This is a genomic window from Cytobacillus sp. FSL R7-0696 (genome assembly GCF_038006865.1).
In the GTDB taxonomy this organism is placed as follows: Bacteria; Bacillota; Bacilli; order Bacillales; family Cytobacillaceae; genus Cytobacillus; species Cytobacillus kochii.
Genome location: NZ_JBBOWA010000001.1, coordinates 3,492,586 through 3,507,912 on the forward strand (window position 1 = coordinate 3,492,586; position 15,327 = coordinate 3,507,912).

The window sequence follows — 15,327 nt, forward strand, 5'->3', positions numbered from 1 at the left end:
TTATCATACCAGAAGCAAGATGTAATCGGGTGGTCAAAAAGCACTAATCCAACAAGGTGTACTTGTTTTGTAATATTTGACGTAATAGAAGGCAAAAATGTTTCATTTTCTTTTCAGTGTTGCCGTTTAGTCATATTTTCAAACGTTTATTCATATGCTGTCGAAAGAAGGTCATTATATAAAAAATCCTTCTTTCTTTGCCGAATCAGTTCTAGTTTTGTCAATCGCAAAGGAGAAAAAAATAGGAAAGCGAATGTACATTATATCAAAGACGCGACCTTAAAGGAGGCATGACTTGTCAATGAAACCCAATATGACAGAAAAACAAGAATTATTACTCATGCTAGAGGATATCTATAATCAATTGGAGGCTTTAGAGACAGCTGTGCAAAAGAATCTACAACAATTAAAGTTCAATCAACAAGAAGAACAAATAGAAAAAGTAGAAGCGTGTCATAAAAAGTTAGAGGAATTAGAAAGATTTCCGATGGACGAGCTTCATCAACAAGATACGACGGATTCACATTTTGTGAAATACAAACTTGGTTATCGCTAATCATTTACGAGTAGTATAGTCGTAAGCTACAATAAGGTTAGCTCATCTATGATTTTACAGAATGACTGGAGATGAACATGATGAACAAGCTAGCCAAACACTCAAAAGAGATGTTAATGCATTTGGAATGGATAGAGAAGCGCTATATAGATGGTAGAAAAGAAAATAAGAAAGCGGATTTTTTCGGCGAAGTTAAGCCTTATGCAGACAAGGTGAAACAAGAGTTGGATGTATGGCAGGAAGAAGCACTTCATTTTTTACAGTCCAAAGCAACGAAGAAGCTGTGGCCGATGCAAATTAATTCCGCCTATGACCAAATTGAAACATGCTCCATTCAAGCCTTTTATCCTGAAACAAGTAAATCGAGATTTACAAATCAATTGCAGTCTGCAAAATATGTTGTTGAGACGTTGTTAAGAATTGTAGAAGAAAGTGAAGTGTGAACAAGACTAAGACTGAGGATTTAAAGGTCCTAACTTTGGGCGAATGAAATAATCGAGCGACTTTTTCTTACAAAGAATGAGAGGAAAAGGGAGAGCAGGCTTCAGTATAAATAATAGAAGGAAAAAGGAGTCACTAAAAAGTGACTCCTTTTTCCTTCTGAGTTATGAATGTTTTTTCCTATTTCATAGTAATTAGGGATCCGTCTTTAAAAAAACTTTCAGGAATGACAGCACCTAATGATTCTAATTCACGAACAAGATTTCGATAATCCAAAATGGAAATTTCATTGTGGATATAAGCTCGTTTAGAGAAATCTAGTAGTTGGTTCGCGTGATCTGGCTTAACTTCCTTCACTTGTTGAAACTTCTGCTTTAGCTCGTGAATATTCATTTGAATCTTCCTCCCCCAAATAATGAAATAATCTTAAAAGGATACTCATCCAATCATGCGATGAAATATGAAGTTTTAAAGAAATGTAGGAAAAAACAAATCTTTAAATTTATAGTAACACGAAATAAATAGATTGTTTATTTTTCAAAAATTTAAACTTCCGACAAAGTTCAACAATTAATGACAGAATGAAAAGTAAGGATATCTTGTTTAAAATGCAAATATTATTGAGGATAATCACCTAATGCGCCTATTCATCATACAGTATAATGATGATGAATAAGGAGGATGTTTGCCCATGTTTGGCCGTAAAAGAACTGAGAAAAGTAAACGAAATATGCCTGTTGCATGGAGCTTTAATCCATATTATGCACCTTACCAATCTAATATGTCCTACCCTACTGAAATAAGACAACTGCCGGTAATGCAGTCCGTTCCACACCCAATAATGAATGGACAACAACAGCCATTATGGAATCAATCTCAAATAAATTATGCTTACACGAATAACTATCCCTATCAGACAATTCCATATGGGAATATGTATCCACCTCAACATGATGTAAATAATCACCAACCAAACTACCCTTTACAGGATAGTCCGAATTATTTTCACAATCCACTCGAGCCCAATGAACAGCCGGTAAATAAATCTTATAATATGCAAAGCCAATATAACACCATGAACCCGTATCCTAAACAATCTTTTGTTGCGAAACAACCTAATAATGTTCAATCGATTATGAATAGCTTTAAGTCACAAGATGGTTCACTTGATTTTAATAAGATGATGGATACAGCGGGACAAATGATGAATGCTGTAAACCAAGTGTCGTCAATGGTAAAAGGGGTCGGTGGTTTCTTTAAGGTGTAGGGTTTAAGCGCTCCTCAATACTTAGTTGCTCACAATTTGACCACTTTTCATAGCTTTCGAGAATTGGTCTATTAGATTTTGTTGCATTTCTGGTAGAACATGAGAATAAGTATCTAGTGTAATCTTAACGCTAGAATGTCCTAACCTATCGGCCACTAGTTTTGGGTTTACGCCCATTTGTAGTAAAATAGTGGCATGGGTATGTCTAAGGTCGTGAAACCTAATCTGAGGGAGCTTGGACTGTCTAATGAACCGAGAAAATAATTGGTTTACTGCAGTAGGGTTTATGAACTCGCCCGTTTCTTGTGCAAAAACCATATTATGTTCTTTGTAGACAGTCCCAAACTTCATCTTTTCAATGTTTTGTTTTACTTTTTGCTTTTTTAAAACTCTTATAAGATCGTCATCCATATATATTGTTCTAACAGATGAAGGTGATTTGGGAGATTGAAAGAGAAATTCTCCTGTTTTTTTATATAGTTCTATTGACTTTTAATTTTCTAGATTCAAAATCAACATCTTCCCAAGTTAACCCGAGAATTTCTCCCTTTCTCATGCCGGTATGTGCTGGAAGCCATAGAAGAATATGAAAAGGGAGTTGTTGCATTGAACACCGTTAAACCTATACGTGATTTACAGAAAGTTGCTGCAATGAAAGAAGTCTTGATGAACCAGCATGAAAGGAATTACTTCTTATTCGTATTAGGAATTAATACCGGTCTTAGAATAAGTGATTTGCTTAAGTTGAAGGTAGGTGATGTGAGAAACAAAAACCATATCGTTATAACTGAGCAAAAGACTGGTAAATTGAAGCGGTTTAAGATTAACAACGGTCTAAAGCGCCATATTACGGATTTTACCGTTAAGAAAGAGGAAGCAGAGTATTTGTTTAAGTCCAGAAGAGGAAACGCCCGTATACACCGAGTGCAAGCTTGGAAGATATTAAATACTGCTGCCAAAGAGGTGGGCTTAGATGAAATCGGCAGGCACACCCTTAGAAAGACATTCGGATATCATTTTTATCAAAAGTATAAGGATGTTGCAGTTCTTCAACAGATATTTAATCATTCATCCCCATCTGTCACTATGAGGTACATCGGGATTAATCAGGACATTATAGATGAAGCTGTGGATGATTTAGTTTATAAAATTGTCCAGTTTCTAATTCAGGCGCGTTATATGTAATGTAAGTTATTTAAGAAATAGACTTTGTATTATGTTTCGTTAAGTAGTTGGAATAAGTTTTCACGATTTTATCAATCCTTATCAAGATCATTCTTAAAAAAGGAATTAGAACTTATGTTATCTTCTTTAATTCCTAGTTTATCCTTTATCGTTGTTAGATCTCATAGGATTTTATGAGTATTAATTAATGCAGTAATAGAGGCAAAAAAAGTTAATGCTAAGAAAATAATTAATATTATGTTGATCAAGTTATCGCACCTCAAAGTTTTTAACTATATATTACCATATTTTGGTCTTACACCTTCTGAATTAGGTGAACGGATGAATGAAATTGCTAAACAAGGATATTAAAGAGTGTTTCAAAGTAGTATTGAATGGTATCAAGGAAAAGGAGAATGGGTAGTCATTACATTTGAATTAAACGAGGACTAATAAACACGATAAGCAAGGAAGTGAACAAATGTCATATCTTTCGCAAATAGAATGGTTTTTTGACCAATTACAATCTTTAAGTGCTGAAACATAAATTAATTGATGAACTAGAACTAGATATACCCAACAATACGTATAAAGAAATAACAACAGATGTTTAAAATAAAGCAAAATCAGGGTCACCCATAACTCATAAGCAGAAAAGAGTTTTAGTGAATCTTATTGGGCAACCAAGATTTTATAACCAATACTAAATATAACTCATTTAATGTGCTATATGTAATTATGATTCTTATTTAGGCCATGCTAGATAAACAGCAAAAAGTATGAGAATAATTCCTAGCACTAAAAAAACTTGTATAAAAAATGCCGTTTGTGAAGAATATGCCAAGGATAAATGACATGATCATTGCAATGAAACCCATTTTATTCATTCCTTTCGAGAGTAATTATACGTTCATGCCGATTGGCTACATCTAAATCATGAGTCACTGTAATAACAGTAGTATTAAATTCTTTATTCATATCAAATAGTAGATTGATAATTTTCTCTTTATTTTCCGAGTCTAAAGACGCAGTTGGTTCATCTGATAAAATTATTTGGGGATTCATAATTACGGCCCTAGCAAAAACGGCCCTAGATCGTTGGCCCCCAGAACAATCAAGTGGTTTTTTTTTCAAAATGGGCTCAATCCCAATTTTATTAGTAATCCGTTTAAAGCGCTCTTGTACAGTTAGATTTTTTTCAACGTTACCATACATAAGCGGCAATTTAATATTATCCTCTATGGTCAAAGAATTAATAAGCGAGGACTCCTGGAGAACAAAACCAATTTTTTGATTACGCCACTCAGCTAGTTTATTTCGTGATAAATCCTTAACAGGTGAATCAAAAAGCCTATAATTCCCTTGATATTTTGTATCAAGTAGGCCAAGGATATTAAGTAAAGAAGTTTTTCCAACTCCAGACTCTCCTACAATAGAAAGTCTTTCCCCAGGTTTCACTTCCAAATCAAAGTCATTTAGAATAGAAAAACCTTTCTTCTTAAATGTTTTTTTCTGGATTTCTAGCTTAATTATACTATTCATTGTAACACCCCTACGGATATCGGAATACTTTTAATTTTTTTCATCGTAAGTTCAACAATCACAAATGCAATAATAACATCTATAAAAAGAACAATAAGTAAAGCCATCCAATCCATGCTTATTAAGCCAAATATTCCGTAAGTAGCAAAAGTTGAATCGTTTCTTAACCAAGAGCCGTATCTATTATAAGCGGTTATCATAGATAATATGACTAGAATAATAGAGAACAATATTCCAAAATAGCTATAGAAAATTGCTCTTAGTTTTGAATAACTTAATCCAACTAATAAATTGATTGTAAAATCTCTTATCATTAATCGAACACTCACCAAATTATTCCATATAGCTAGACCTACAATGATTATAGTTAAAATAAGGGTGATAGTACAGATGATTATAAATGAATTTAAATAATAATCTTCAAAGAAATCAAAGTTTTCTTGTTGATTAAAAAAGTTAAACTCTAAACCTACATTTTCCTTGATATTTTCTCTTAAATTCATTGCTTCTTCTTTTGTCGAATCAAGAAGCACAAGGTCCATTAAACCATTAACGTGGAGGTCAAGACCCGCATTTTGAATAAATTCTTCATTAATAGGTAGAAAAATCGAAAAGTTATGATAATTCTTTGAGTTGGGAGCATAAAAATTAGAACTTTGAGTATTCTTCTTCAAGACTCCTTGAACTTTTAAATTAACTAGTTGTTGGGTCACAGGATCTGTAATCTCAATATTTGACCCTACAGGATATGTTGTGGCCAAACCTGCACCTACTAAAATAGGTATATCATCTTTATTAAATTTATAATTGAAGTTTAAGTGGTCTCCTTGAGATAATTTCAATTGATTTATCTTATAAGCCTCTTCATCGATATAATTGAAAGGAACTTCCATCTTATGTTCATTAGGTAATGAAGTAACAAAACCATCGACTCGCAGAGCATAAGTGTAATTGTTGTTTAAGTATTCATATACTTTTTGTGTATCTTCTATATTAATTTTATTGAAATCAGCTTCACTATCTGGGTCTAGATTAGCAATAATAGTCCCTTCTTGATTTAGATTTTCCATTTCTCCATAGCCTTGAAAAGTTGATATAACTGAACGAACAGTTGTAAAAGAAAGATAATTGGCTAAAAAAAGTAATGTTATCATACCCAAAACAAGTATCGGTCTTTTTAAAAATATTCTAAGTATAAAAAAACGTAAAATTCTCATTCTTTTTCCACCTTAGCTGCACTAATTAATATATATATAATAAAAATAAAAACTAAGTAGAGATTACTGGTTACATTCAACTCTAAATAGAAGTTTAATAAGAGTGACAGTAAAAAACTAAACACTAATATAGTTAGACTATTCAAGATATATCGAATTACAACATTTACCATTGTATCTCCTACGAGTATTCGGCAGGATATTTCTGTTTTCTTACGATTTAAAAATTGATAGTGAAATACTATCATAATAAATGTAAGAAAAATATTTATTACAAGTTGATACTCTATAATACTTTCTAAAAAAGACTCTAAAATAAAAGAATCTCCTAAATCCAAAGTTTGTACATAAATAAATATTAAATTTGTAGAAAAACACATTAGATAGATAGCAAACGCCTGAATAACGTCGATAAATCTAAATAAAGAATATTTCAATAGTATCACCTTTTAGTTGACATTAACTACTTAGTTATTATTCATAATTAAAGTAATGCGGTATTTTATAAGATTTAAAAGTCGAATCGGGCCCTGTAGAAAAGTACCTATCAGGCCCGAACGATTTCCTATATTATATTGGATTTTTTCAAAAAAATTATGAATATTAAAATTATAGAAAATTATTTTTTTGCTCCACGACTCCAAGAAAATTTCGTAGTATACTTGTCTCCCCATCTTAAATCGTCCCAAATAGAACCTGTCACTTTGCTAGAATAGGCGGTTTTGTTTAGCAAAGTTTTACCATTTCGTGAGTATTTAAACGAAGTAGACTTATAAAACGAACTAGAGTAATTCCAGGCAGCCCCATTATACCTAATTTCAAGAACTTCTTTAGTAGAGGCCCCACTAGAAGAATTTCCGAAAGAGGCACCAAACGCTGTATTTGCACCTAGTCCAATTGAACCAACTGCCAATACCGAGCAAATAAGTTTTGTCATTTTCTTTTTCGTATTTCATCCATACTTTCCATTATTTGTTTATTACGAGTATAAAAATAGCATAATTTTCTTTAAACCACAATATTTGGTATGTAAAAAATATAATTTTTTACAAATAATATAATGATTAACAGATATCTTATTAATATGATAGAACTACAATCCACCAATCTTTGTAATTAATTATATATGATTCTGAGTATGAAAATGAAAGATTTACCAATAAAAATTTAGCTAAAAAAAAGGTAGGAGGAGTAACGAGATTCGGGAAAACCGTATTTATTAAACAAACATTTTATACATTGCTGATGAATCAATCTGATAATATAGAGTTATTTATCCTCGACTTAAAAGGTGGAATGGAGTTTGGTATGTACGAGGATATACCGCAAGTAAAAAAAGTCGCGAGTGATCTAGTTGAATCAGCAGAGACTTTACTCGGGATACTTGAACGATTAAAGCTTAAACAGAAGCATATGCGTTCTAAGCGTTATACAAACATTGTAGATACTTCAATTAAACAACGGACATTTATAATTGTCGATGAAGGTGCCGAATTATCTCCCGATATTGTAGGTAGTAATACAGAAGCTAAACAATATGCGAAATTTTGTCAGGGTGCGTTAAGTGAGATTGCGCGTATTGGTGGTGCGTTAGGTTATAGATTAATATTTTGCACACAATACACCACTGCACAAGCGGTCCCCATGCAAGTAAAGATGAATATTGTTGCGCGATTATCATTTGTTGCTGCTGCCCAAATAAGTAGTCGTGTAATTTTAGATGATGTTGGGGCAGAGGAATTGCCAAGTATACCGGGCAGAGCTATTTATAAAGTTGAAAAAAACAGGATTGTTCAGGTTCCATATATTAATGACAGTTTTATGTTCAAACATTTGGAGGGGTTACAACATGTTATCATCAACACAAAGTAGGATTGAAAGTTTGTTAACAACAATTGATTACTTGGGCATAGTAAAAATAAAACATTTGCAAGTCATTCATGACTTAAAATCATATAGAAATGCTTGCAGAGTAGTTAAACAACTATCGCCATACATTAATGAGTCTTTTCATAATAAAGAAAAGATTATCCACCTTAATAAAGCTGGAAGAGAATTAATTGGTTCTATAAATGAAGAAAATAAAAGAAGTCTACTTGACCACACATTTCTACGAAATGAAGTATATATCTACTTTAAATGCCCACATGATTGGAAAAACGAATATTCCATTGAATTTGAAGAAAAGACAATTAATTCTTTTGGTATATCATTTGGAAATATGCCAGTAGTGTCTAAGCGTAAAATTATTGCTGACGCTGTATTTAATAGAAATGGGTATATGCATCTAATTGAAGTAGATAACCAGTGAAAAATGATCGATAACAAAAAGAAGATTCAACAATATAAGAAGTTATTACCCAGCATAAAAGAAAGTGTGCCTAAGTTATTGTTTTTTACCACCACCGAGGATAGAAAGAAAAAACTAAGTGTGATGTTATCTGGAATAAGGAGTGAAGTTTATACGTTTCGCTTTTCTTCCTTAAAATAAAAGAATGTGGTCAAGTCTCAAAATAATAAGCTTGACCACACAAATATCACGCACTCTAAACATTCACGAGAAAACAAACGAGTTTAATGCTTTTGTAGGTGATTAAATACAACGTAAGGAAACTAAAAGATATAAATTAATCAAATGTCGTCAATGGTAAAAGGGGTCGTGGTTTCTTTAAGGTGTAGGGTTTAAATGCTAATAAGATGATCATAAGGTTCTTTGATGGATAAGTAAAAGGCAATGTTCTTTAAGGTGGCAATTATTAATGGGATTAATGCAGACATATACTTACTTTGGCCATGTGACCGCAAAAAATCACATGGCTTTTTATGATGACTCGTATCAGACATGACATCATAAAAAAGAGGTAATGCACAGTAATATTTGGCCGCCCTTTTTCTTCCATTTGAAAAGCTATTTAATAAATATAAATTTGAATGAAAAGTCCTTTATTCGGAAATAGGGGAATTGTCAAAAAAATATTGACAATAATGTAGGAAAGATGAAAAATAGTTAGCATGACGAAAGAAGCAGAAGGGGGAAAGAAATGGTTCGTTATATCCAGCAAATGATTATCGTCATCTTTCTTATATTATTTCTAGCAACTTTACCATCAATCGTTTTAGTTGACCCTGCAAATGGTACGGTTAGTTTGAATTTTGCCCAATTTCCATCAATGGTAGGAAATTTTATTAAAGAGTTGAGCACAGGCAGCTTAGGTACATTTTATGTAGGGATGGAGCAAAGGTCGATTGCTTCAGAGATTGGAGATAATTTTTTCACTTCCTTTTATATTGTTTTTGTGGGTGTATTACTTTCAATTCTATTAAGTTTATTATTCGGTATTTTCTTAAGTCGATTCTACTTAACAAAAATTTTCCGTGTCATGATGAATATCATCTCAACTATCCCGGATTTTATTTTTATTATTTTTGCTCTACTCTTCGCGGTGAATATTTATAAATGGACGGGCTTTAGGGTCGTCTCCTTTTTACCGAATGGGGGTGCATTGAATATTTGGTTCCCGATGGTTCTTGTTGCGATTGCCCCTTCTATTTATCTATTTAAATTGATTTCTGAGAGGTACTTCTTAATAGCTGGAGAAGATTATATTCGTACAGCTGTAGCAAAAGGCTTGAAAGTTGATCGTATTAATTTTCAGCATGTGTATAAAAATATTGAGCCGTTTCTCACTGCTGACTTAGTGAAAGTATTATCCCTTGCCATCGGTAATTTATTTATTGTGGAATATTTGCTCAACGTCTCAGGTCTAACCAAGTTTGTTTTTCAAAGTTTTGGTGATCCTCAGCCTATTGCCATCGGGCTTTTTTGTATGCTAATTATTTCTCTACTTGTCTTTTTAGCTATTAGACTTTTACTTTATTTATTTAAACGAGGGTTTATTTATGAATAAGGTATATAATCGAAATTACGCATTGTATTTAGGGATAGTTAGTGTAACGATTGTCTTATTTTTTACGGTATTTGGTCCGAAAATAGCCCCACACTCCATCTTCATGGCTTTAGAGGTGAAGTATATTGATGGCGATGTCATTTCACCCCCATTAAAACCATTTGAATCAATGGCTTACCCTTTAGGGACTGATCGGTGGGGGTACGATTTATTGTCAATGATACTTTATGGTTTGCGATATACGGTGTGGATTGCCATTGCGGTTGCTACTATAAAAATGATAATCGGTACAGTACTAGGGATGTTTATTGGTACATGGAAAAAAACACCGTCTTTCATTATCGCTTTTGAAGGAGCTTGGAGTTATGTACCTGCATTTTTAATTTTATATTTCTGCTTGTTGCCTATTAATTTTGGTTCTATATTGGAAACACCTATTCTTATAGCGTATTTCATCGTTATTGCCTCACTTGTTGGTACTCCTAGTATCGTATCTTCTGTTAGGCAAAAAACAGCTGAAATTTATAAAAGAGATTTTGTTTTGGCATCAATTACTCTTGGTGCAAAGAGGTGGAGGCTGTTATGGCGTAACGTGTTTCCCCAATTAAAAGAATCATTACTTGTGATGTTCACAATGGAAATTGTTTATGTGATTACAATCATGGGACAGTTAGCTTTATTAAATATTTTTATCGGCGGAACGATTGTTAGAAATGATCCTGTTATCTATTTATCGGTTACAAAAGAATTATCAGGTCTTGTTGGGCAAGCGAGAGAGAATTTGATGGGCAATCAATATATTTTAATGGTGCCACTTATCATTTTGTTAATAACCACGATATCTTTTAGCTTATTAACCGTGGGGTTAAAAAATAAATTCCAAGCAGATTATGCTAGAATGCCTTGGATCAAAACTGGAATTAAACCAAAAGGGAGACCCACACGAAAAAGATTAGGAGAAAAGCGATTACTAAACTTTAGTTTACATAAAGTAGGTTTTGCTATCCTTTTTTTATTATTTGTTTTAGGGGGTCTATTTGTTAATCAATATAGTGATTCGAAAATTGGTGTAACAAATGAAAATAAAGGAGACTATTCTTTAGAGCTTTCCATGGTAAGTGAAAATGAGTTTACAGTGAAAGAAGAAGTGTCAGTTAAGAACGAATCAGAAGATAAATGGAAAGAGCTCATTTTTTTTGCACCGAGAAATTTAGCTCAATTAGAACTGAATGAAATCATTGTAAACCAGGAAAATCTACCATATGAAATAAAGGATGGCGTTTATTACATTACGTTACCTAAAAAATGGCAAGGCGAGAGTCGATTTGATGTGCAATTTAACTATAGCATGACAGGAATAGAGGATGCTGATATTTTCCAAGACTGGTATTTTGCATTAGCACCATATAAAAACGGAAGATGGGCAGAAGCGACAAAAGATAATCCATATATTCATCATCATCATGCATTATTGTCTTCATTTAAAGTGAGTTATGACCTTCAAACAGGATATACATTTATATCTTCTGCTATTGAGAATGACAAGGAAGAGGTTGCCATTGATGATGTGAAGAATTTCTCCTTTTCTATTGTGTCTGATAATTGGGAGAAAAATGAAAGGATTACACAGAAGGATACGCAGGTTAGCTTTTTGCAACAATCTCCATCACGGAAGGAATTAGCTGAAGAAGAGATTATAGCAGTTTTTGATTATTTTGAAGAGGCGATAGCACCTCTACCATTTAAGCAAGTAGATATTTTTATAAGCGATTCCTTGGAAACTGAGAGTGTGCCTGGGATGGTCATGCTGAATGCAGAAGGTGCTCAGAATCCATATATATTAGCTAAAGAGGTGGCTGCTCTCTATTTTGCATCGGCTATCAGTCAGGACCCTCAAAAGGATAGCTGGATTGGATCTGGTCTATCGTATTTAGCTGCTTATCAATACAGCGTTAATCAAGGTGAGGAAAGTAAGCAACAGGCTTTGGCTTACCTACAAGAAGAATTAGGGGCATTAGAAGAGCATGTGAATGGAAGCCAAGTATCCAATACCAATATCAATGAGGCTGAACATGAAGCCATATTAAATGCACAACCTGCTTGGAAAATAATCGAATTAATCGAAGAACATTACGCTTATAGAGGGATTAGTCCCGAAGAAGTAGGTGAGAAATATTTATCTTCCTTTTACGAACAGTTTGCCGGAAGAGAAGTAGATACTGAAATTTTCCTTCAGTTTACACGAGACTACTTCAGTGTACCTTCAGGAGCTTTTAATCAGTGGTTAAATACAGAAGCAAGTAGAAAATAGATTTACTACTTGCTCTACAGTCATTATATTATTGTAAGTTGATCCTTTTACCTTTTGGTTTAGGCACTTTTACAATGAGTAAGCCATTAGTGTGAGAAGCTTGAATGGTGCTTTCATCGATAATAAAAGGTAAAGGGATCGTCCTAGTTGATTGTTGGAATGCCTGTTTTTTTTGATATATTTGCTGTAAGTCATCTTCACGCGTCTCAATATCGAGTCGGTGAATCGTAATTTTAATATAATTATTAATGGCATTCAATTCAATTTGTTCACGGTTTATGCCTGGCAGTTCCGCTTTTATAATATAATCTTCGGCGTTTTCATTTACTTCTACATGAAAAGAAGTAGCGAAAGGAAACGGATTTTTAAAAAAGTCGTCCATTGTCTGCATGAAGTTTTTTACAGGTTTATCATGAAAAAACTGATTCATGGATTTCATTAAATCTCCGAACGGCTCCTTTCTTTTTTCACTCATGTAACTCCCTCCCAAATCAATCAAACATTTCCTTTTATTCTATGCACTCGATAAAGTTTGGGTGATTTTAAAACTCAAATAGGCTAGATGGAATAATATTCTAATAAATAAATCGTAAAAAAACCTTTTTCTGCGAACGTTTATTCGCTAGAATAAAGTGATGAGGTGAAGAACGTGAAGGTGAAAAAGAATTTACAAGAACTGATTAAAGAGCTCAAGCAATCCGATAAATTTGGAGAACAAATAACGTATTGGCATACTTTGGAAGAGAAGGAAGCGCAAGTAGCGGATATGCCGATTGGACTAGATTCTCATTTAATGAGCGCCTTAGAAAAAAGAGGAATATCCCGTCTGTATACCCATCAGCGCTCAAGTTACGATGCCGTTATGGCTCATCAGTCCATTGTTGCTGTTACACCAACAGCGTCGGGAAAGACCTTATGTTACAATTTGCCGGTATTGCAGACTATCATTAATAATCCACAAGCAAGGGCCCTATATTTATTTCCTACAAAAGCACTTGCTCAGGATCAGAAAATGGAAATCAATGAATTGATTGAAGAGTCATCTCTTTCCGTTAATAGCTATACATATGATGGTGACACGCCTTCAAATATAAGACAAAAAGTGAGAAGAGCTGGCCATATTGTTATGACTAATCCGGACATGCTTCATTCAGCAATTCTTCCACATCATACGAAATGGGTATCATTATTTGAAAATCTTCGTTTTATTATTATTGATGAATTACATATTTATCGCGGTGTATTCGGTTCTCATGTAGCCAATGTTCTACGGAGATTATTAAGAATCTGTGAGTTTTATGGAAGTAAACCCGTTTTTATATGCACTTCTGCGACTATTGCCAATCCCCTTGAACTTGCAGAGGAGTTAACAGAAACAAATATGAAATTAATTGACAATAATGGTGCGCCGAGCGGCCGTAAACATTTTGTGTTTTATAATCCACCGCTTGTCAATCAGCCATTAAATATAAGGAGAAGTGCGACACTCGAGGTAAGAAGGCTAGCAAGTGAAATGCTAATGAACAAAGTGCAAACGATTATTTTTGCCAAAAGCCGTGTGAGAGTGGAAGTATTACTCAAGTATTTACAAGAGCTAGTCAAGCATAAGATTGGACCGAAAGCAATCAGAGGTTATCGTGGCGGTTACCTTCCATCTGAGAGAAGATCGATTGAAAAGGGTTTGCGTCATGGAGAGATTTATGGAGTTGTTAGTACAAACGCACTCGAACTTGGCGTCGATATTGGTCAGCTGCAAGTTTGTATTATGACTGGTTACCCAGGGACAATTTCTAGTTCTTGGCAGCAAGCTGGTAGAGCTGGGCGTAGACATAGTGAATCACTCGTCATTATGGTTGCTAGCTCAAACCCATTAGATCAATATATCATTGATCATCCTGATTATTTCTTTAAACGAAATCCAGAAACAGCAAGAATCAATCCGGATAACTTAATTATTCTCATCGATCATATTAAATGTGCTGCCTATGAATTGCCTTTTAAGAAAGGAGAGTCATTTGGTCGCTTTGAAACAGAAGAAGTATTAGAATATTTATCTGAAGAACAGGTACTGCACGAAAATCAAGAGAAGTATTATTGGATGAATGATTCTTTTCCAGCTCATAATGTCAGTTTACGGTCTGCATCGCAAGAGAATGTTGTCATAATCGATCAATCAGATGTGGCGAATGTGAAGGTGATTGGTGAGATGGACCGTTTTTCGGCGATGACATTGTTACATGATGAAGCCATCTACCTCCACCAAGGTACTCAATTTCAAGTTGAGTATTTAGATTGGGAAGAGAAAAAAGCTTTTGTACGAGAAGTGGCAGTTGATTATTATACAGACGCCAATTTAGCCGTCGAATTAAAAGTGTTAGAGGAAGATAAAACAAAGCGAATTGGAAACGAACAGATTGGCTATGGTGATGTGAGTGTAACGGCCATGGCAACGATATTTAAAAAAATTAAATTTGATACGCATGATAACATCGGCTCTGGACCCATTTCTTTACCAGAAGAAGAATTGCACACAAGTGCTACGTGGGTGACCTTTTTTGCAGAAGGATTGATGTTCGGAAAAGAACGACTGGAGCAAGGTTTAATTGGAGCCGCTCATGCCCTTAAAGCAATCGTGCCATTATTCGTTATGTGTGATCAGACGGACGTTCATGTCGTTCCGCAAGTAAAAGCTATTCATAATGAAAAACCAACCTTATTTTTCTACGATAAATACCCTGGCGGTGTAGGATTAAGTGAGAAAGTCTACGATGAAATTGATCAACTAATAAGAGAAGCCATCTCAATGATTGAGAGATGTCCTTGTGAAACGGGTTGTCCTTCTTGTGTTGGAACAGATCTTTCTTCTGAGACAGCTAAAGGTGATGTGTTAAAGTTATTTCAAACATGGCTATAAGGAGTAG

The 15,327-nt window shown here is 34.0% G+C and carries 16 protein-coding genes; 9 read left to right on the forward strand and 7 right to left on the reverse strand.

The annotated features are described in order from the left end of the window. The first annotated feature begins 295 nt into the window (after positions 1-295). Positions 296-556, forward strand: a complete 261-nt coding sequence (locus MKX29_RS18075; RefSeq protein ID WP_224937460.1) for a hypothetical protein — start codon at positions 296-298, stop codon at positions 554-556. Positions 557-636: 80 nt separating this feature from the next. Further along, positions 637-999 carry a DUF1798 family protein gene (locus MKX29_RS18080; RefSeq protein ID WP_224937461.1) on the forward strand — a complete coding sequence of 121 codons (363 nt, stop codon included), beginning with the start codon at positions 637-639 and terminating at the stop codon, positions 997-999. 178 nt (positions 1,000-1,177) lie between these two features. Here MKX29_RS18080 and MKX29_RS18085 read toward each other — a convergent pair whose 3' ends face one another. Beyond that, positions 1,178-1,390, reverse strand: a complete 213-nt coding sequence (locus MKX29_RS18085; protein WP_095372800.1) for a YppF family protein — start codon at positions 1,388-1,390, stop codon at positions 1,178-1,180. A gap of 298 nt (positions 1,391-1,688) precedes the next feature. On the opposite strand from MKX29_RS18085, the gene MKX29_RS18090 reads away from it, so the two are divergent. Next, positions 1,689-2,264, forward strand: coding sequence for a YppG family protein (locus tag MKX29_RS18090; protein WP_341106890.1), 576 nt, complete (start codon positions 1,689-1,691; stop codon positions 2,262-2,264). A 21-nt stretch (positions 2,265-2,285) separates the two neighbouring features. Here MKX29_RS18090 and MKX29_RS24515 read toward each other — a convergent pair whose 3' ends face one another. Together MKX29_RS24515 and MKX29_RS24520 are read right to left on the reverse strand one after the other, a co-directional pair. Beyond that, on the reverse strand, positions 2,286-2,675 hold the full coding sequence (locus tag MKX29_RS24515) for a tyrosine-type recombinase/integrase (RefSeq protein WP_251161906.1): 390 nt from the start codon (positions 2,673-2,675) through the stop codon (positions 2,286-2,288). Between the two features lie 61 nt (positions 2,676-2,736). After that, on the reverse strand, positions 2,737-2,871 hold the full coding sequence (locus MKX29_RS24520; RefSeq protein WP_373370908.1) for a tyrosine-type recombinase/integrase: 135 nt from the start codon (positions 2,869-2,871) through the stop codon (positions 2,737-2,739). Here MKX29_RS24520 and MKX29_RS18095 point away from each other — a divergent pair. Continuing rightward, positions 2,871-3,449 (forward strand): site-specific integrase, encoded by a 579-nt coding sequence (locus MKX29_RS18095; RefSeq protein ID WP_251161905.1) that lies wholly within the window; start codon positions 2,871-2,873, stop codon positions 3,447-3,449. The genes MKX29_RS24520 and MKX29_RS18095 overlap by 1 nt on opposite strands. An 858-nt stretch (positions 3,450-4,307) precedes the next feature. Here the strand turns inward: MKX29_RS18095 and MKX29_RS18100 are convergent. From MKX29_RS18100 to MKX29_RS18110, 3 genes are all read right to left on the reverse strand, one after another. Further along, complete coding sequence (locus MKX29_RS18100) at positions 4,308-4,970, reverse strand: ABC transporter ATP-binding protein (RefSeq protein WP_251161904.1); 663 nt, start codon at positions 4,968-4,970, stop codon at positions 4,308-4,310. Continuing rightward, positions 4,967-6,187 (reverse strand): peptide ABC transporter permease, encoded by a 1,221-nt coding sequence (locus tag MKX29_RS18105; protein ID WP_251161903.1) that lies wholly within the window; start codon positions 6,185-6,187, stop codon positions 4,967-4,969. The genes MKX29_RS18100 and MKX29_RS18105 overlap by 4 nt, the downstream gene beginning before the upstream one ends. Positions 6,188-6,806: 619 nt before the next feature. After that, positions 6,807-7,124, reverse strand: a complete 318-nt coding sequence (locus MKX29_RS18110) for a hypothetical protein (RefSeq protein ID WP_251161902.1) — start codon at positions 7,122-7,124, stop codon at positions 6,807-6,809. Between the two features lie 185 nt (positions 7,125-7,309). Between MKX29_RS18110 and MKX29_RS18115 the strand changes: the two genes are divergently transcribed. The 4 genes from MKX29_RS18115 (at position 7,310) to MKX29_RS18130 (ending at position 12,406) form a co-directional block, all read left to right on the forward strand. Next, the gene (locus MKX29_RS18115) at positions 7,310-8,059 is read left to right on the forward strand and encodes an FtsK/SpoIIIE domain-containing protein (RefSeq protein ID WP_281202398.1); all 750 of its coding nucleotides are present in this window, start codon (positions 7,310-7,312) and stop codon (positions 8,057-8,059) included. Next, complete coding sequence (locus MKX29_RS18120) at positions 8,037-8,498, forward strand: hypothetical protein (protein WP_251161900.1); 462 nt, start codon at positions 8,037-8,039, stop codon at positions 8,496-8,498. The genes MKX29_RS18115 and MKX29_RS18120 overlap by 23 nt, the downstream gene beginning before the upstream one ends. A 730-nt stretch (positions 8,499-9,228) precedes the next feature. Then, positions 9,229-10,095, forward strand: a complete 867-nt coding sequence (locus MKX29_RS18125; protein WP_341106895.1) for an ABC transporter permease subunit — start codon at positions 9,229-9,231, stop codon at positions 10,093-10,095. After that, complete coding sequence (locus MKX29_RS18130) at positions 10,088-12,406, forward strand: ABC transporter permease (RefSeq protein WP_341106897.1); 2,319 nt, start codon at positions 10,088-10,090, stop codon at positions 12,404-12,406. Before MKX29_RS18125 ends, MKX29_RS18130 begins: the two co-directional genes overlap by 8 nt. A 28-nt stretch (positions 12,407-12,434) precedes the next feature. Here MKX29_RS18130 and MKX29_RS18135 read toward each other — a convergent pair whose 3' ends face one another. Next, positions 12,435-12,881: an Hsp20/alpha crystallin family protein gene (locus tag MKX29_RS18135; protein WP_224937472.1), complete on the reverse strand. Its 447-nt coding sequence runs from the start codon at positions 12,879-12,881 to the stop codon at positions 12,435-12,437. A 174-nt stretch (positions 12,882-13,055) separates the two neighbouring features. On the opposite strand from MKX29_RS18135, the gene MKX29_RS18140 reads away from it, so the two are divergent. Next, complete coding sequence (locus MKX29_RS18140; protein ID WP_224937473.1) at positions 13,056-15,320, forward strand: DEAD/DEAH box helicase; 2,265 nt, start codon at positions 13,056-13,058, stop codon at positions 15,318-15,320. Positions 15,321-15,327 lie beyond the last annotated feature (7 nt).